Source organism: Solihabitans fulvus, assembly GCF_008386585.1.
In the GTDB taxonomy this organism is placed as follows: Bacteria; Actinomycetota; Actinomycetes; order Mycobacteriales; family Pseudonocardiaceae; genus Solihabitans; species Solihabitans fulvus.
On sequence record NZ_VUOB01000023.1, the window covers coordinates 19,912 to 36,475 of the forward strand.

General features: G+C 70.4%; 19 protein-coding genes. 10 read left to right on the top strand and 9 right to left on the bottom strand.

What is annotated here, in order from left to right; genetic code table 11:
• Positions 1 to 248: 248 nt before the first annotated feature.
• Positions 249 to 1,148, bottom strand: coding sequence for a peptidylprolyl isomerase (locus F0L68_RS14525; RefSeq protein WP_149850086.1), 900 nt, complete (start codon positions 1,146 to 1,148; stop codon positions 249 to 251).
• Positions 1,149 to 1,365: 217 nt separating this feature from the next.
• Between F0L68_RS14525 and F0L68_RS14530 the strand changes: the two genes are divergently transcribed.
• The 6 genes from F0L68_RS14530 to F0L68_RS14555 all read left to right on the top strand — a co-directional run bounded on the left by F0L68_RS14530 (position 1,366) and on the right by F0L68_RS14555 (position 6,038).
• Positions 1,366 to 2,079 (top strand): MBL fold metallo-hydrolase, encoded by a 714-nt coding sequence (locus tag F0L68_RS14530; RefSeq protein ID WP_149850170.1) that lies wholly within the window; start codon positions 1,366 to 1,368, stop codon positions 2,077 to 2,079.
• 10 nt (positions 2,080 to 2,089) lie between these two features.
• Positions 2,090 to 3,361, top strand: coding sequence for a histidine--tRNA ligase (hisS, locus tag F0L68_RS14535; RefSeq protein ID WP_149850087.1), 1,272 nt, complete (start codon positions 2,090 to 2,092; stop codon positions 3,359 to 3,361).
• On the top strand, positions 3,358 to 4,008 hold the full coding sequence (locus tag F0L68_RS14540; RefSeq protein ID WP_223198793.1) for a hypothetical protein: 651 nt from the start codon (positions 3,358 to 3,360) through the stop codon (positions 4,006 to 4,008). Before hisS ends, F0L68_RS14540 begins: the two co-directional genes overlap by 4 nt.
• 264 nt (positions 4,009 to 4,272) lie before the next feature.
• The gene (locus tag F0L68_RS14545; protein WP_149850088.1) at positions 4,273 to 5,118 is read left to right on the top strand and encodes an SDR family oxidoreductase; all 846 of its coding nucleotides are present in this window, start codon (positions 4,273 to 4,275) and stop codon (positions 5,116 to 5,118) included.
• A gap of 52 nt (positions 5,119 to 5,170) precedes the next feature.
• Entirely contained in the window at positions 5,171 to 5,512 is a 342-nt protein-coding gene (locus tag F0L68_RS14550; RefSeq protein ID WP_223198794.1) for a YciI family protein, read from the top strand.
• Positions 5,513 to 5,645: 133 nt separating this feature from the next.
• Entirely contained in the window at positions 5,646 to 6,038 is a 393-nt protein-coding gene (locus tag F0L68_RS14555; protein ID WP_149850089.1) for an SH3 domain-containing protein, read from the top strand.
• Between the two features lie 39 nt (positions 6,039 to 6,077).
• On the opposite strand, the gene F0L68_RS14560 is transcribed toward F0L68_RS14555, so the two are convergent.
• The 4 genes from F0L68_RS14560 to F0L68_RS14575 all read right to left on the bottom strand — a co-directional run bounded on the left by F0L68_RS14560 (position 6,078) and on the right by F0L68_RS14575 (position 9,937).
• On the bottom strand, positions 6,078 to 7,061 hold the full coding sequence (locus F0L68_RS14560) for an ArsR/SmtB family transcription factor (protein WP_149850090.1): 984 nt from the start codon (positions 7,059 to 7,061) through the stop codon (positions 6,078 to 6,080).
• Between the two features lie 108 nt (positions 7,062 to 7,169).
• Positions 7,170 to 8,423, bottom strand: a complete 1,254-nt coding sequence (locus F0L68_RS14565) for an MFS transporter (RefSeq protein ID WP_188316581.1) — start codon at positions 8,421 to 8,423, stop codon at positions 7,170 to 7,172.
• Between the two features lie 93 nt (positions 8,424 to 8,516).
• Positions 8,517 to 9,428 (bottom strand): pyridoxamine 5'-phosphate oxidase family protein, encoded by a 912-nt coding sequence (locus tag F0L68_RS14570; protein ID WP_149850091.1) that lies wholly within the window; start codon positions 9,426 to 9,428, stop codon positions 8,517 to 8,519.
• A gap of 53 nt (positions 9,429 to 9,481) precedes the next feature.
• Entirely contained in the window at positions 9,482 to 9,937 is a 456-nt protein-coding gene (locus tag F0L68_RS14575) for a VOC family protein (protein WP_149850092.1), read from the bottom strand.
• Between the two features lie 148 nt (positions 9,938 to 10,085).
• On the opposite strand from F0L68_RS14575, the gene F0L68_RS14580 reads away from it, so the two are divergent.
• Entirely contained in the window at positions 10,086 to 10,643 is a 558-nt protein-coding gene (locus F0L68_RS14580; protein WP_223198795.1) for a CGNR zinc finger domain-containing protein, read from the top strand.
• Here F0L68_RS14580 and F0L68_RS14585 read toward each other — a convergent pair whose 3' ends face one another.
• Together F0L68_RS14585 and F0L68_RS14590 are read right to left on the bottom strand one after the other, a co-directional pair.
• A complete protein-coding gene (locus tag F0L68_RS14585) occupies positions 10,644 to 11,204 on the bottom strand; it encodes a GNAT family N-acetyltransferase (RefSeq protein ID WP_306463152.1) in 561 nt (186 codons plus the stop codon).
• An 87-nt stretch (positions 11,205 to 11,291) separates the two neighbouring features.
• Complete coding sequence (locus F0L68_RS14590) at positions 11,292 to 11,879, bottom strand: TetR/AcrR family transcriptional regulator (protein WP_188316582.1); 588 nt, start codon at positions 11,877 to 11,879, stop codon at positions 11,292 to 11,294.
• A 225-nt stretch (positions 11,880 to 12,104) separates the two neighbouring features.
• Between F0L68_RS14590 and F0L68_RS14595 the strand changes: the two genes are divergently transcribed.
• On the top strand, positions 12,105 to 13,124 hold the full coding sequence (locus F0L68_RS14595; protein WP_149850094.1) for an aldo/keto reductase: 1,020 nt from the start codon (positions 12,105 to 12,107) through the stop codon (positions 13,122 to 13,124).
• Between the two features lie 111 nt (positions 13,125 to 13,235).
• On the opposite strand, the gene F0L68_RS14600 is transcribed toward F0L68_RS14595, so the two are convergent.
• Positions 13,236 to 13,859 carry a DUF5753 domain-containing protein gene (locus tag F0L68_RS14600; RefSeq protein WP_149850095.1) on the bottom strand — a complete coding sequence of 208 codons (624 nt, stop codon included), beginning with the start codon at positions 13,857 to 13,859 and terminating at the stop codon, positions 13,236 to 13,238.
• A 189-nt stretch (positions 13,860 to 14,048) separates the two neighbouring features.
• On the opposite strand from F0L68_RS14600, the gene F0L68_RS14605 reads away from it, so the two are divergent.
• Positions 14,049 to 14,933 carry a helix-turn-helix domain-containing protein gene (locus tag F0L68_RS14605; protein WP_149850096.1) on the top strand — a complete coding sequence of 295 codons (885 nt, stop codon included), beginning with the start codon at positions 14,049 to 14,051 and terminating at the stop codon, positions 14,931 to 14,933.
• A gap of 18 nt (positions 14,934 to 14,951) precedes the next feature.
• The gene (locus F0L68_RS14610) at positions 14,952 to 15,143 is read left to right on the top strand and encodes a DUF397 domain-containing protein (protein WP_149850097.1); all 192 of its coding nucleotides are present in this window, start codon (positions 14,952 to 14,954) and stop codon (positions 15,141 to 15,143) included.
• A gap of 17 nt (positions 15,144 to 15,160) precedes the next feature.
• Here F0L68_RS14610 and F0L68_RS14615 read toward each other — a convergent pair whose 3' ends face one another.
• Positions 15,161 to 16,426 carry a YibE/F family protein gene (locus F0L68_RS14615; protein WP_149850098.1) on the bottom strand — a complete coding sequence of 422 codons (1,266 nt, stop codon included), beginning with the start codon at positions 16,424 to 16,426 and terminating at the stop codon, positions 15,161 to 15,163.
• Positions 16,427 to 16,564 lie beyond the last annotated feature (138 nt).

Below are 16,564 nucleotides of genomic sequence, written 5' to 3' on the forward strand. Positions count from 1 at the left end.
AGCACGCCGTCGCCCTTGCAGGTGGCGCAGTTCTTGGTGATTTTGTTCTGGTCGTGTTTCCCCATTCATCAATTGTCACCGCAGTCGCTCGCATAATGACAGCGCCGGTTGTCCCCCGAACTGGTGATATTACGCGAAGAATATCAATGGAGCCCGCGAATAGGGTGAAAGGCGCTCGAATAATGCGGTGACGCAAACGAGCGGGGCACCCGGCCTGGCCGGATGCCCCGCTCGTGGTCCGCGTCGGATCAGTTGGCGATCGTCGCCGTCTTGATGTCGACCGGGGTCTTCGGCTTGCCGTCGCCGGGGGTCGGTGAACCGTCCTGCGGGTTGGTGCCCCGCACGACCCCGTTGTTGGCGACCTTGTCGACCAGCTTCAGGCTGTCCGCGTCGATCGAGCCGAACACGGTGTAGTTCGGCGTGAGGCCGGAACCATCGCCGTAGACGATGAAGAACTGGCTGCCGTTCGTGCCGGCGTTGTTCTGGCCCTTGCCAGCATTGGCCATCGCCAGCGTGCCCCGCCCGTACTTCAGCTCGGGGAACACCTCGTCGGCGAAGCTGTAGCCGGGACCGCCGCTGCCCTTGGCCGTGGGGTCACCGCACTGGAGCACCTGGAGGCCCTGGCCGGTGGTCATCCGGTGGCAGGTGGTGTCGTTGAAGTACCCCTGCTTGGCCAGGCTGACGAAGTTGTTCACCGTGCACGGCGCGAGGGCGCGGTCCAGCGTCAGCTTCAGGTCGCCGACGGAGGTGCCCAGGGTGGCCTGCACGGTGCCCTGCGCGGAGATGTTGTCCTTCGGCGGGGCCTGCACCGGCTTCGCGGCCGGCTCCTGTGGCGTGGCCGGGTAGTCGCACGCCACGGTCGAGGCCAGCGGGGTCGGCCGCTTGGGGGCCGCGGCGATCTCCGTCGGGATGGACGCGGGCTTGTCGGTCTGGTCGGCCGCCGCGCTGTTGGACGTCGACGCCGAGGCGTCGGTGCTGCTGCCCGTCTGCGTGGCGAGGAGGTAGACGCCGCCGACAACCACCAACGTGCCCACGACTGTCGCGAGCACGGTGATCTGCCTGCGCCGCTTCTGCCGTACCGCCCGGCGGGTCAGCTGACGCTCAAGCTTCCGCTTGGCTGCCTGGCGACGCTGCTCGTTGCTCGGCACCTGCTCCCTCCTCAGGGATTCATACGATGGTGGACTCAAGTGCGGCGTCCGGGGACCCGGCACTAGGCGCGCAGTCTAGGGGTTCCGTATGAGACCACTGTGTGGCGGTTATGTGTTGTGCCTGGCCAACGCCCGTCCCGCTAGGCTGGTGCGGTGGTCCCCGGCCGCCGTCGCGGCGGGTGCCGTGCCGAATCCACCGTCACCGGAGGTGCTCCTCGTGCTCGTCGTCGGGTTCCCGACCGGCGCGCTACAGGCGAACTGCTACCTGCTCGCCGCAGGTGAAGGCGCGCCGTGCGTGGTCGTCGACCCAGGTCAGGACGCGGTTGAGCCGATCGCCGACGCGATCCGCAAGCACCGGCTCTCGCCGGTCGCCGTGCTGCTCACGCACGGCCACTTCGACCACGCCTTCTCCGTCGCGCCCGTCTGCGACGGCAACGACGTGCCCGCCTGGATCCACCCGGACGACCGGGAACTGCTCTCCGACCCCCTCGCCGGGGTGAGCAGGGAGTCCATGGCCTTCTTCGGCGGCAGCCTCACCATGCGCGAGCCCAAGCAGGTCCGCGAGCTGACCGACGGCGCCGAGCTGGACCTCGCCGGCCTGCTGCTGACCGTCGACCACACCCCGGGCCATACCGGCGGGTCGGTGACCTTCCGAACCGGCACTGAGGACGGGGGACGGCTGCTGCTGTCCGGAGACACCCTGTTCGCCGGCTCGATCGGACGCACCGACCTGCCGGGTGGCAGTTCCCAGAGCATGGTGACGTCGTTGCGCAGCAAGGTGCTGCCGCTCCACGACGACACTGTGGTCCTGCCCGGCCACGGCCCGACGACCACCATCGGCCGCGAGCGAGCGAGCAACCCGTACCTGCTGCGACTGCGCCAGGAGAACGTGGACGACGCCGCACCCGCCGGCCCGCACCGAGGACTGTGAAACAACCGTCATGACTACGTTCTCCGCCCCCAAGGGCGTTCCCGAGTACTTCCCGCCGTCGTCGGCCGACTTCGTCGCCGTGCGGGACACCCTCACCGAGCAGGCCCGCCTGGCCGGCTACGGCTACGTCGAGCTGCCGATCTTCGAGGACACCGCGCTGTTCGCGCGCGGCGTCGGCGAGTCGACCGACGTGGTCCGCAAGGAGATGTACACCTTCGCCGACCGAGGCGACCGTTCCGTGACGCTGCGCCCCGAGGGCACCGCGGGCGTCATGCGCACGGTGATCGAGAACAACCTCGACCGGGGCCAGCTCCCCGTCAAGCTGTACTACTCCGGGCCGTTCTTCCGCTACGAGCGCCCGCAGGCCGGCCGGTACCGGCAGCTCCAGCAGGTCGGCGTCGAGGCGATCGGCGTGGACGACCCCGCGCTGGACGCCGAGGTGATCGCCGTCGCCGACGCCGGCTACCGGGCGCTCGGCCTGACCGGCTACCGGCTGGAGCTGACCTCGCTCGGCGACTCCACCTGTCGCCCGGACTACCGGGTCAAGCTCCAGGAGTTCCTGCGGAAGCTGCCGCTGGACGAGGACACCAGGGCGCGCGTCGAGCTGAACCCGTTGCGGGTGCTCGACGACAAGCGGGCCGAGGTGCGGGAGCTGCTCGCCGACGCGCCGCTGATGGTCGACAACCTGTCCGAGGAGGCGCGGGCGCACTACGAGCAGGTCAAGGGCTACCTCAACGACCTCGGCGTGAAGTTCGTGGAGAACCCGCGCATGGTGCGCGGGCTCGACTACTACACCAAGACGACGTTCGAGTTCGTGCACGACGGTCTCGGCGCGCAGTCCGGCATCGGCGGCGGCGGCCGCTACGACGGCCTGATGGCCGAGCTGGGCGGGCAGCCGCTGTCCGGGGTCGGCTTCGGCCTCGGCGTCGACCGCGCGCTGCTGGCCTGCCGGGCCGAGGGCCTCGACGTCGGCGACCAGGCCAGGTGCGACGTGTTCGGGGTGCCGCTGGGCGAGGCCGCCAAGGCCAGGCTGGTCACGATCGCGGGCGACCTGCGCGCGGCCGGTGTGCGGGTGGATCTCGCCTACGGCGGCCGGGGGCTCAAGGGCGCGATGACGGCGGCCGACCGGTCCGGGGCGCGGTTCGCGATCGTGCTCGGCGAGCGCGATCTGGAGGCCGGCACCGTGCAGCTGAAGGAACTGGGCAGCCGGGAGCAGCGCGAGGTGCCGCTGTCGGATGTCGTGGCGGCCGTGCTGGAGTCGCTGGGGGCTGCGCAGCGGTGAGCGAGCAGGTGCAGGAGGGGGCTGCCGAGCGGATTCCGCTCGACCTGTTGGACGCGGGGGCGGTGCGCAAGCGCGCCAGGCTGGTCGCGGCGGGCGGCGTGATCGTCGCCGCCGCGTTCGGCGGGGTCGTCGGGCTGCTCGGCGGCCGTCTACCCGGACTGATCACGGCGGCGGTCGTGCTCGTGCCGTTGCTGCTGTTGGCCTGGAGCGAGTCGCGGCGTCGGGTCTGGTTGCAGGGCAGCACGGTCTCGGTGCGCGCCTTCGGGATCCGCTCGGTCGACCTGCACCACGCCGACCAGCTCGACCTGTTGATCACGGACGTCAGGGGCACGAGGACCGTCGGCCTGTTCATGCAGGCCGGCGGCAAGGCGATCAACCTGGCGTTGGCGATCTACGCCGGCACCGGCGGGCGGGAACTGGGTGTGTTCCCGCTGCGCCGGCTGGCCGACACGCTCGCCGGCAGCGGCGACGCGCGCGGCCTGGTCTACTCGGAGCTGCTGGTCGCCCAGCTGCGCGCCGAGGCGCGCGGCGAGGCGGCCGCAGACCGCCCGCTGTACCGGCTCGGCTCGCTGGCTCCCGGCGGCCGGCTCGCGCAGAAGCTGCATCCCGACGCGGTGTCCCGGTTCGTGACCACGCTGGACTCATAGGCGGAACGAAGCTGTATCCCGAACGCGGTGTCTCGGTTCGTGGCCACGGTGAACTCGTAGCCGGAACGAATCTGTATCCCGACGCGGTGTCCCGGTTCGTGACCAAGCTGGACTCGTAACCGGAACGAATCTGCACGCTGGCCGCCCGCCACGGAACAAATCCGCTGTTTCCGCCGAGCTGAGTGGAACGTCCTCGGCGGCGCGGCCAGGCTTCCGGCACGAGGTGGGCACCCCGCCCGCCCGGAGCCGGAAGGCAGTTCGCAGATGATTCTCGTAACCGGAGCCACCGGCACCGTTGGCCGCGCCGTGGTCGACCAGCTCCTCGCCACGGGCGCGACCGTGCGCGCGACCACCCGCAATCCCGCGACCGCCGACCTGCCGGCCGCCGTCGACGTGGTCCGCGCCGACCTCGGCGACCCGACCGGCCTGCCGGCCGCGCTCGACGGCGTCGAGCAGGTCTTCCTGCTCTCCGGCGGCCCGGAGCTTCCCGTGCACGACGGCAACCTCGCGCGTGCGGCCGCCCGCGCCGGGGTCGACCGCATCGTGAAGCTGTCCGTGGGCAGGGCCGGCGACCCCACCGCCACCGACCCCATCCCCAGTTGGCACCGCGCAGGCGAGCAGGCGGTCATCGACAGCGGGCTGGCCTGGACGTTCCTGCGTCCGCTCGGGTTCATGTCCAACGCGCTGCACTGGGCGCCGACCATCCGCGCCACCGGCACCGTGCACGCCGCGTTCGGCGACGGCCGCATCGCCGTCGTTGACCCGCTGGACATCGCCGCCGTGGCCGCGACCGTGCTCACCACGCCAGGCCACGAGGGCCGGGTGCACACGCTTTCGGGACCGGAGCCGTTGTCCGCGCCGGAGCAGACCGAGATCCTCGCCGAGGTGCTCGGCCGGCCGCTGCGCTACGTCGAGGTGTCTCCGGAGGCCTCCAGGCAGGCGATCCTCGACCACGGCGTGCCGGCCGGACTCGCCGACGCCATCATGGCGCTGCGGGCCACCGCGCTCTACGAGTTCACCTCCGTCGTGCACGCCACAGTCGAGGAGGTCACGGGTTCGCCTGCCCGCTCCTTCCGCGACTGGGCGCTGCGGCACCGGGCGAGTTTCTGACGGGCGGGTGTCCCGATTGGCCCCTCCCGTTCGTCGTGATGGTGAGATGACCATGACGACGGGAGAGACCATGAAGTACATGCTGCTCATCTGCGCCGGCGGCGGCGGTGTCGAGGATCCGGGCGACGTGCCAACCATTGAGCAGTGGCTGGAGGAGGTCGGGGAGCGGCGGCTGCACGGCTCGCAGATGCGGCCGGGCGACGCGACGACCGTCCGGGCGCGCGGCGGCGAGGTGCTGTTGACCGACGGTCCGTTCGCGGAGACCAAGGAGCAGATCTGCGGCTACGACCTGCTCGAGTGCGACAGCCTCGAAGAGGCGCAGGGGATCGCCGCCAGGCACCCCGTCGCCTTCTTCGGTTCGGTCGAGGTCCGGCCGCTGTTCGACGACGAGTAGCGGCCGGACCGCGGGAGAGCCGCGTTGGATTAGACCCTGATGGAATCGTGGCGAGCCGGGCCGCCCGCATCGCAGGCTGAGCGCAGCACCTTCCCAGTAGGGAGGGGGCGACACTCACGATGGGGGAGTTCTCGTGTTCAAGAAACTGGCAGCGGCCGTTGCGGTCACCGGAGCGTTGGTGATGGGTGTGCTCGCCGAGCCCGCCATGGCGAGCGCCAGCGAGGCGACGCAGGCGGCCGCCACTCCGGCGGTCGTCAGCCCGCACTACTTCGCCGGCGGCCGCGCGGTGACCGGCGGGCCGACGCTCAAGGTCCGCAACGGCCCCGGCGCCAGCTCGTACATCGTCCAGACGTTGTCCAACGGCACGACCTTCGGCATCGGCTGCTACGTGTGGGGCGACTGGGAGAACGGCACTCAGGGCTCCACCAACGTCTGGTACTGGGCCTCCGACTACAACGGCTACGTCAGCGCGGCGTACGTCCAGACCACGTTCGGCAACCCGAGCGGCGCGTTCTGCGACTTCTGAGCCTGATCCGCTGACCCCACGGGAGCTGGTGCCGTGGGGTCAGCGGCCGCGCTCAGCCCTGAGCAGCTGGATGGCCCTCGGGGTGCGCTCGTAGAGCACGGTGCGGCCGGTCCGCCGGGAGCTGACCAACTGGCTGCGCCGCAGGATGGACAGGTGGTGGCTCACCGAGGGCGGGCTGATGCCGAGGTTCGCGGCGAGCTGGGTGGTGGACAGGGGAAGGTCGAGCTGCGCCAGGATCGCCGCCCGGCTGCGGCCGACCAGCTCGACCAGCGGCGTACCCGTGGTCGAGGCGGAGCCGCCCCACAGCTCGGCGATGCCGCGCGGGACGTAGGTCAGCCCGGGGACGCCGGAGCTGTTGTCGTACACGACCCTGGACGTCGGCCAGGTGAACACCGACGGCACGAGCACCAGTCCGTTGCCCGGCAGGTCCCTGGCGAACTGGTGGTGCGGTTTGTGCACGAGCAGCCGGTCGTCGGTGAACTCGACCTCCCTGTGCAGGCCGGCGAACATGGTGGCAAGGCCGCCCGTGGTCAACGTCCTCGCCCGGTAGCCGAGGTCGGCGTCGAGCAGCGCGCGCACCCGCGACCACACCGGCTCGACGGCGGAATTCCAGTAGGCCGCCAGCAACCCGGCCAGCCTGCCGAGTTCCCGCTCCGGATCGTCATACAGCGCACGGAGTTCCGGTGGCTGGGGCGCTCCCGCGCTGATCCTCTCAAGCCCGTCGCGCACGTCGTCCGCCGTGCTGGCGCGGAACTGGCCGAGCCCGTCCGCGAACCGGGTCTCCACGCCGTCCGCCGTAGGACGCAGGAAGGCCGGGGAGAGGTGCGGGTTCCGCACGAGTGCGAGCAGCGGACGGATGTCCAGTCCGGACAGTTGTCTGCGGACCGAGTTCAGCCACGGCCGGTGTGCGGAACTGTTGGCCGGGTGGGCGATCGCCACCAGGCTGTTGGCCATTTCCTCCATCGGGGACAGTGCGAACCGGACCCTGGCGAGGTCGGCGGAGCTGAACCGCAGCTCGATCATGATCGCGAGGCTAGGCGGCACGAGGACGGTTCAGAACCTGTTTCACCGCAACACTTCTGTGAGGTTCGCCGGCTGGACATGACCCCGGGGATCATGGTGGGGTAGGAGCTAGGCGCGCAGTGCGGCGCGGATGTCCCGGCGGACCAGCACGGGCAGGCACAGGACCGTGCCGAGGCCGCCGACCCACAGCACGCCGGGCAGGCCGACGAGCTGGATGACCGCCGCCGCGAGCAGGCTGCCGGCCGGGATCGCGCCCATCACGAGCAGCCGCTGCACCGAGCCGACCCGACCCATCAGGGCCGCCGGGGTGACGGTCTGGCGCAGCGTCAACGAGGTCGGGCCGAACGCGCCCTCGCCGACACCGTGCACGACGCTGCCGACGACCAGCCCGACCACCGATCCCGCGCTGCCCGCGACGGGCATGGCGACGATCCCGGCCACCGACACGAGCGCGCCCAACATCAGCGCGCGCTGCGGCCCGAAGCGGCGCATCAGCCTGGCGGACACCAGGTTGCCGAGCGGGAAGCCGAGGGCAGCCGCGCCGACGACCAGGCCGATCGTGAACGTGTCCAGCCCGAGCACGTTGCGGCAGTACAGCACCAGGCTCGCCTCGATCATCGACAGGAACAGCACGTAGACCGTGCCGCACAGGATGACCGGCTGGAGTTGGCCGTGCCGCAGGACGAACCGCAGGCCCTCGGCGATGTCCCTGCGCAGCCAGCCGCGTTCGCGGGGCGGGCCGGCCGGTGCGGCGCTGCGGCGGCGGATGGCCGACAGCGTCAGCGCGGACAGCACGAAACTGCCGGCGTCCAGCGCGATCGCGGCCACCGCGCCGGTCAACGCGATGACGGGTCCGGCGAGGATCGGACCGACCGACCGGGAGACCGATTCGGACAGCGACAGCCGGGTGTTGCCCCGGTGCAGGGCCTGTTGGTCGGTGAAGATCTCCGGCAGCACGGAGGTGTAGGCGACCTGGAAGAAGACGGTGGCGCAGCCCGCCACGACGACCAGGACCAGCAGGAGCGGGAAGGACAGGGCGTGCGTGGCGGCCAGCGTCGCGATCAGCAGGAAGGCCAGCGCCTGCACGCCGTCGCAGAGCAGCATCGCGGTGCGCCGGGGAACGCGGTCGACGATCGCGCCTGCCGGGAGTCCGAGCACCCAGAACGGCGCGTAGAGCGCGAAGGGGAGCAGCGCGGCGAGCGACGCGGAGGCGCCGAGGACGGTGACCGCCAGGAGGGGGAGCGCGAGCGCCATGAACTGGTCGCCGACCATGCTGACGGACTGGCCGGCCCAGAGGAAGCCGAAGTCGCGCCGCGCGGTGCTGTGCCGGAGAGCGGTGCTGTCGGGGTACGTGGTGGTCACGCCGACAATCGTGTGCTCGCGATGAGCGTTGCGCTGGCGTGTTTCGGACGTGGGGTTGGCCGCCTGCTCGGGCGGGCGGCCCGGCCGCCGTGCTCAGTTCGCTTGCGAGACAGGTGGGTTGAAGCGGGAGTAGCCGGGTTCGGTCCAGCGCAACGGAACCGCGTGCAAGGTCTCCCGCACCTCCGTCACGTCGAAGTCGACGATCCGTTGCGCGCCGGGGAACTCGGCGGCCAGGTCGGGGTTCCAGTCGGTGCGGGCGGTGCCGGTGAGTTGGAGTACCGACCCGGTGTCCCAGCCGGGCACGACCAGCCCGGCCGTCGGGCGCAGCGCGAGGTTGCCCAGGGTCAGGAACATCGTGTTGCCCCGGTAGTCGGGCCACCGCAGCCGCGTCGGCGAGAGCACGCGGACGAAGCCGGGGTTGCCGCCCCGGTGCGAGGCGTCGGCGTCGCCGTCGGGCGATGCGGTCGCGACGAAGAACGTGTCCGTTGTGGACAGTCGAAGCTGTTGTCCGACGGTGAGTTCGGCGCCCCGGCGCACCGTCGGTGACTCCGCGGCCGGTTCGAAGGCGAAGCTCCGTTGCTGGATGTACTTGGGACAGTTGGAGATGACCTGGTCGGTGTCGACGCGCAGGCCGCCGTCCCGTGGTGTCGCGGTGCCGTTGACCCGCATCCTGCGGCGGGTGGCCGGCTCGATGGCGATCATGCCGACCTTGGCCGGGCCGTCCCCGAGGACCGAGGCGAGCGGGTCCTCGGGGAGGGGCAGCGCGTCGATGAGCACGGTGGTCGGGTCGGGCACCCGAAGGAATCCCGGTTCGCCGGTGAGCAGCGAGGACCAGGCCCGGCCCGCGCCGTCCACCGCCCCGACGACGATCATCGGCTGCTCGGCGAGGAACGCCGCGGCGACGGCCGGGACGGTCGAGCCGATGCCGCGCAACGCGTGTGCGGCCGGTGTGGCGAGCCCGGCGCGCTGCTGGACGGCGAGTTCGCCACGGTGGTAGGTGGCCACGGCGTTCCTTTCCGGTCGCGGTGGATCAGTCGCGGTGGATCAGTCGCGGTGGATCAGAAGAAGCCGCAGGTCGGCGCACCGGAGGTGGGCGCATCGGTCCCGTCGACCGCGGTCGTGGTGTAGATCTCCAGGCGGATCCCGTCCGGGTCGGTGAAGAAGATGCCGCCGGACGCCGCGCCCTCGCCGTGCGGCACCACGCCGTCGTAGGCGAACTCGGCGCCGATGCCGCGCAGCACCTGCTCGGCCGCCTCGACCTCTTCGATCGAGTCCACCTGGAAGGACAGGTGGTGCAGGCCGGCGAGGTTCGTGGCGTGGCCGCCCGTGCTCTGCTGCCAGAGCGTGAGGGTCGGCACGCCCCCGCTGCCAAGGAACGTGAAGCGACGCTCCGCCTCCTTGCCCTCGGCCACGACCTCGAAGCCGAAGACTGTTGTGTAGAAGTCCACCGAACGATCCACGTCGGTGACGTTCAGCCCGACATGGCCGGTCCGCAACGACCTCACTGCGCTCACGGTCCCTCACATCTCTGGGGATTTGTGCAGGTCAGAGCGACCCTCTAACCTTCGTTGCAGAGGTTAGAAGGTTAGGTGAATGGATGTCAACCGGCAAAGCGTCGATAGTCGGTTAGACTGCGCGGGGTCTGGAAGCTGAGGAGCGAGCGTGACTGTCGAGGACCCACGGCCGTTGGTCGGCGAGCCCCTGTCGATCGACCTGCTCAACACGCGGTGGATGGACGCAGGCGTTCGGCACGACCTACTCGAGTCCGTCGAGGGACTGGCCGCGTGGCTGGCCGGCCCGACCGTCGAGCGGGACCTGCGCGGCCACGCCGTCCGGGCCGACCGCGCCACGCTGGACGCCCTGCTCGAGGCGCGGGATGCCCTGGCGACGCTCGTCGGCCGACCGGAGGACCCGGCGGGCGCGGCGGCGCTCAACGCGGTGCTGCACCATGGGTGCGTGCGGCCCGTCCTCGGCGCGGACGGCCCGGTCCAGGTCGTGGAGGTCGACACTCCCGCGTGGCTGCCGGCCTGGGTCGCCGCGGAGAACTACCTGCGGCTGCTCGACGATCGGCCCGACCGGATCAGGCCGTGCGGCAACCCCGAATGCGTCCTGTACTTCTACGACGTGTCCAAGAGCGGCACCCGGCGCTGGTGCTCGATGACCGCGTGTGGCAACCGCGCCAAGGCATCCCGGCACTACACGCGGCACCATCAGAGCTAGCTAGTGCGGTAGGCCGGTATTCGCTGTGGTGTCGGTCCAGTCGATCCGGTAGTACTTCAGCTGATCGTCTTCTGCGGTCAGCCGCATGCCGGCTGCGATCATGACGTGCTGGGATGCGGTGTTGTCGTGGTCCGTGTCGCCTTCCACGCGGGTGACACCGCGAGCGCGCGCGAACGCCAGCAGTGCGCGGAGAGCCTCGGACGCGTATCCGTTGCCGTGCACTGATGGGACGAGGCCATAGCCGATCGTGACGCTGCCGTTCTCGTCCGGAGTTCCGTGGAAGCCAACGCCGCCGATGGCCTGCCCGTCCTCGCGGCGACGAATCTCGTAGTTGCCGAACGGTCGGGGATCGCCGGTGTTCGTGCAGGTCTCCAGGAAGCGCCTTGCCGCGAACACCTCGCCCTGGCTCGGGTAGCCGGGCGCCCATCGGGCGGCGTCATCCGGCTCGCCGGCCGCCACTCGCCGCGACTCGTCGACGCTCAACAGATGAAGCACGAGCCGCGCTGTCCCAAGATCGTCCATGACAGGCAGGGGTATCACCCGCGATGGTCGGGACGCCATCGAAATACCCGGCCTGGCCTCGCGCCGTCGCAGTTCGACGCCGCAGGGCGCTTCCGCAGTCGCCGCCACGTGGGTCCCGCGGTCAGTTCAGCGCGGGCCGAGGCCGTTGAACGTGAGTGTCACGGCGCGGGCGCGCTGCATGCCGTCCCAGTTGTAGTGCTCCGCGGCGACGCAGAGCCCGTACAGCAGCGAGAACAGTTCGGCGATCGTGACGTCCTCGGTCACCACGCCGACCCGCTGGCCGGCGGCGAGCAGGTCGGCGAGCGCGGCGCGCATGTCGGCGGAGGCCTCGGTCATCTCGTCGGTGGACTTCACGTCCCGGCCCGCCGCGGTGAGCGCGTCGGCGAAGTCCTTCTTCACGGCCGCCTCGCCGACCACGCGGTCGACGATCTCGAACAGCGCGGTGTGCGGGTCGCCGTCCTCGACGAGCGCGCGCGTCTGGTCGGCGAGCCGCCGCGTTCTGGCGATGACGATCGCCTCGAACAGCGCTTCCTTGTTGGGGAAGTGCCGGTACACGGTGCCAACGCCGACCCCGGCCGCCTTGGCGACCTCCTCGATCGGCACGGCCAGCCCGCTGGTGGCGAACACGGTCTCGGCGGCCGCGAGCAGCCGCGCCCGGTTGCGTTGGGCGTCGGCGCGCAACGGCCGGTCCTGCGAGGGCTTCGCGGTCACCACGCACGACCTCCCCGGCCACCGGTAACCGGAACCCTCATTCCGCAACCCCTGCCTGTGCCGCCGGCCCCACCCGTGTCTCGGGGAGAGGGTAGCCGGAATCCGGGTTCCACCTGGACGGGCACAAGCGGAACGTGGATTCCGTCTTGCCTCTAGACAAGCGGAATCCTCATTCCGTATCTTCTAAGCGGAACCATGATTCCGAATGTACCGACACGAGGAGACCCCGTGCACTACTCGCCCCTTGGCCGGTCCGGCCTTCAGGTCTCCCGCGCCAGCCTTGGCGCGATGAACTTCGGCACCTCCGGGCATGTCGCCAGCTGCGACGAGCCCGAAGCCCGACGGATCATCGACGCGTTCCTGGCCGCCGGCAACAACGTCATCGACACCGCCGACCGCTACACCGGTGGCGAGTCCGAGGGGATCGTCGGCCGAGCCGTGCGCGACCGCCGCGACTCCGTGGTGATCGCCACCAAAGCGTTCCTGCCCCAGGGCGACGGACCCAACCACCGGGGACTGTCGCGGGCGCACCTGACCCGCGCGCTGGAGGCGAGCCTCCGCCGCCTGGACACCGACTACATCGACATCTACTACTGCCACCAGTGGGACTACTCGGGCACGCCGATCGAGGAGACCATGGCGACGCTGGACGGCTTCGTCCGTTCCGGCAAGGTCCGCTACCTCGGCTGCTCCAACTTCACCGCCGCGCAGCTGGTCGAGGCCCAGTGGGCCGCCGCGCGTGCCGGGGGCACGCCGTTCGTCGCGCTGCAACCGCAGTACTCGCTGATCTCCAGGGTGATCGAGGCGGAGATCGTGCCGACCGCGCAGCGGCACGGCCTTGGCCTCATGACGTGGAGCCCGCTCGGTTCGGGTGTGCTCACCGGTCGCTACAAGGAGAACGTCACACCCGAGCCGGAGAGTCGCATGGGCCGGCTGCTGGCCTCCCCGGCTCCGCAGGCGAACAGGTGGGCGCGGGAACTGCTGACCGAACGGAACCTGCGCATCGCCGAGGAGGCGGGCAAGGTCGCGGCGGAACTCGGCACGACCACGGCGGCCGTCGCCCTGGCGTGGGTGCGCGACCGCCCCGGTGTCAGCTCGGTCATCGTCGGACCTCGCACGCTGGAACAGCTCGAACAGAACCTGGCCGGACTGGACCTCGACCTGCCGAAGGAGTTGGCCGCCCGGCTCGACGAGGTGTCCCAGCCGGAGAACGGGCCCGTCAACGGCCTGCCCGCCAGCGCGGCCTGAGCCGCGACACCGCTTCTGGTCGCCCCCGTCACCAGCGGGCGGTGTGCTCGGCGGCCCGGGGCCGGCGCACCGCGTTTGGTTGCATGCGGTCGGGGGAGAAGGCGCACGCTCCTAGCCGAGTTCGGCGGCGGTGAGCGCCGCGCGGCGGCCGGCGATGAGGTCGAGCGAGTCTGCGGGGGACAGGGCGCGGTCGGCGAGGACGGCGAGCGTGTCGCGGGCTTCGTGGATGTCCTTGGGGAGTTCGGAGAACAGCGTTTCCAGGAGGAGCGGGACGCAGGTCGACGGCGGGCCCGAGCGCGGTTCGAGGAGCGTGAACGGGCAGCGCATGCCCGTGTAGGGGTCGATCCGGAAGGGGAGGACGCGGAGCGTGATGGTTGGCAGGGCGGACAGTTCGATCAGGTGGGCGAGCTGGTCGGCGAGGATGCGGGTGCCGCCGACCTTGCGCCACAGGGTGCTTTCGTCGAGGTAGGCGGTGTAGGCGGGCGCGCCGGGCCTGGTGAGGAGGCGGCACTGGCGGGCGAGGACGTCGGGGAGTTCGCGTTCGCGGTGGTGGACGAGGAGTTCGGCGCGCGCGTAGTCCTCGGTGCGGAGCGGTTCGGGGATGACGGACTGCGCGAGGGTGGTGACGGCGGTGGCGGAGTTCTCCAGGCGGGAGAGGATCTGCCGGGCGAGCGACTGGTCCTGGACGCGGGTGGTTGGTCGGTAGCGGTGGTGGATGGTTTGGTGTCGGCGCATGCGGAAGTCCTTGGGTGGGAAGGAGATCGGCCGGGCGAGAGCGCGCGCAGCGTCACCTGCGGTCTCATGTGGACGGTTACGGGGAGCCGTCGACCGCCCGGCCGACCACGGCCGACGGCCGCATCGCAAAGGTAACGGCAAAGACTTTGACAGGCCATCGCTCGATCGTGTGTCATCGGCGAAGGCAGGATGATCGGCGCGACCGACACACAGGAAGGCGGGCCGACGATGCCGCGACGGGACACTTCGGCGCTGAAGTGGCTGCTTGGCGCGACGCTGCGGAACCACCGGAAGGGCGCCCGCAAGAGCCTTCGGGACAGCGCCGACCTGCTCGGTGTCTCCGACAGCAAGATCAGCAACATGGAGTCGGGTCGCTACGGGCAGCCCGCCGACGAGGTCGCCAAGCTGTTTGCCTTCTATGGTGCGGAATCCGACCGCGTCGAACGCATCATCGAGTTGATCGAGGCCGAGGACGAGGGCACCTGGTGGTCGCCGTGGTCCCGAATCCTGCCGGAGTGGTTGCGGCTGTATTCAGGCTTGGAGGGTATGGCCAACTCGGTGTTCGTCTACGAACCGCTGGTTGTGCACGCGCTGCTCCAGACTGAGGACTACGCCAACGCGGTCGCCGCGTCGGCCCGCCGGCTGCGACCTGCTGATGCCGATCAGGTGGTCCAGTTCCGGATGGAACGTCAGCGGCGGATCTTCGAGGAGCCTGATTCGCTGCGACTTCATGCCGTGCTGGAGGAATCCGTCCTCCATCGGCCTGTCGGCGATCCCAGGGCCATGCGAGGCCAGCTGCTGAATCTTCTGAAGGTCGCCGAGCTGCCCAATGTGGATCTTCAGGTGATCAGGACCGATGTTGGCGTGCATGTTGGGCACAACGGTCAGTTCACCTTGCTCGGCTTCGCGGACTTCGATGACGCGGTCTACGTGGAGCTGCAAGAGGATGCGGTTCATCTGCACGATCCGGCGCAGGCCAGGGCCTATAGGATGTCCTCGATGAGCCTTCGTGATGCTGCACTGGGGCAGCGTGAAACCGCATCCTTGATCACGTCACTGATCAAGGAGCTGTAGCCAGACCAGGAGGTCGCCATGACCACCCACGCCTTCACCGCCGCGCGGTGGATCAAGTCCAGCCGCAGTGCCGAGAACGGCAGCTGTGTCGAGGTGTCCGCCGTCCCGGGCCTCGCCGGGGTGCGCGACTCCAAGAACGCCGACGGGCCCGTCCTCACCTTCCCGGCACCGGCCTGGCGGCACTTCCTCGACTCGCTTCGAACCGCCTGACCGCTACCGCCTGATCCTTACCGCCTCGGCCGCCGCGGCTCCGGCTGCGGCCTCGCCACCACCTCGGCCAAACCGATGATCGGTCCGGTGACGGGGTCGTCGTCCAGCTGCGCGACCGCGGGCTTCGTCGTGGGCAGCTTCTCCCGGCTGGCCACCCACGCGGCCAGCGCCGTCGTGATCGGCACCGCCGCCACCAAACCGATGCTGCCGACCAGCGTCCGGACGATCTCCTGCGCGACGTTCTGCGCGGTCAGGATCTCGCCGAGGTTCCTGCCCGACACCGCGAACGTCAACAACACCGGCAGCGCGGCCCCCGCATAGGCCATCACCAGCGTGTTCACCGCAGACGACACGTGGTCGCGGCCGATGCGCAGGCCCGCCGCGTACAGCTCGCGCCAGCTCAGCTCCGAGTTCGCGCGCCGCAGCTCCCACACCGCACTCGTCTGCGTCACGGTGACATCATCGAGCACGCCAAGCGCACCGATCATCATGCCGGCCAACAACAGGCCCCTGGTGTCGATCCCGTGCCCGAGCAAGCCGACCAGGTTGGCGGTGTCCTCGTCAAGGCCGGTCAGCCTGGACACCGCCGCGAAGCCCCAACCGAGCCCACCGATCAGGCCGAGGCTGAGCAGCGTGCCCAACACGGCCGTGCTGGTTCTCGCTGACAACCCGTGCGTCAGGTACAGCACGACGAACATGATCAGTCCCGCACCGACCACCGCGACCGTGAGCGGGTCCTTGCCGGCCAGGATCGACGGCAACACGAACCCCAGCAACACCACGAAACTCAGCACCAACGCGCCGAGCGCCGCGAGGCCCTGCCACCGCCCGAGCACCAGCACCGCGAGGGCGAACAGGATCGCGAGTACGCCAAGCGGCAGGCTCCGCTGGAAGTCGACCACCTGGTAGGAGCGGCCGTCGTGCGCATCGCCGCCGGTGTAGTTGAGCACCACCTTGTCACCGACGGCGAACCGTGGCGTCGTCGGTTCCAGCGGCACGAGCGTGTCGACGCTGCTGCCGCCGGCCGGACCGTCGGACATCGCGACCGTCACGGTGGCGCACTTCTTCGCGTTCGGATCATCCGGCTGCGGCGTGCCGACCTGCACGCTCTGCGCGACGCAGCTGCGCTGGGCCACGGCGGTGACCTCGCCGCGCACGGCCGTCTGGTGCAGGCCGAGGTCCGCGCCGGTGCGCTGGTCGTGGCCGAACGGGTACAGCAGGAGGGCGCCGACGACCGTCGCCAGCACGCACGGCAGGAGGAGGAACAGGAGGATCCGGCGCACCCTGGCCGACGCGGGAGCCGCCGGACCGTGACCGTGCCCATGGCCGTGACCGTGGCCCAGATCGAGGCCCTGGTCGAGATCGGTGGAACCGCGCGAACCGGCCCGACGGCCGACGGAACGGCGTCCGGTGGAGCCGCG

What these genes read in the sequence shown, in the direction of transcription:
- hisS (WP_149850087.1), top strand. Translation starts at nt 2,090, where the DNA reads ATGACTACGTTCTCCGCCCCCAAGGGCGTTCCCGAGTACTTCCCGCCG.
- F0L68_RS14545 (WP_149850088.1), top strand. Translation starts at nt 4,273, where the DNA reads ATGATTCTCGTAACCGGAGCCACCGGCACCGTTGGCCGCGCCGTGGTC.
- F0L68_RS14550 (WP_223198794.1), top strand. Translation starts at nt 5,171, where the DNA reads ATGACGACGGGAGAGACCATGAAGTACATGCTGCTCATCTGCGCCGGC.
- F0L68_RS14560 (WP_149850090.1), bottom strand. Translation starts at nt 7,061, where the DNA reads ATGATCGAGCTGCGGTTCAGCTCCGCCGACCTCGCCAGGGTCCGGTTC.
- F0L68_RS14585 (WP_306463152.1), bottom strand. Translation starts at nt 11,204, where the DNA reads ATGGCGTCCCGACCATCGCGGGTGATACCCCTGCCTGTCATGGACGAT.
- F0L68_RS14600 (WP_149850095.1), bottom strand. Translation starts at nt 13,859, where the DNA reads ATGCGCCGACACCAAACCATCCACCACCGCTACCGACCAACCACCCGC.
- F0L68_RS14605 (WP_149850096.1), top strand. Translation starts at nt 14,049, where the DNA reads ATGATCGGCGCGACCGACACACAGGAAGGCGGGCCGACGATGCCGCGA.
- F0L68_RS14610 (WP_149850097.1), top strand. Translation starts at nt 14,952, where the DNA reads ATGACCACCCACGCCTTCACCGCCGCGCGGTGGATCAAGTCCAGCCGC.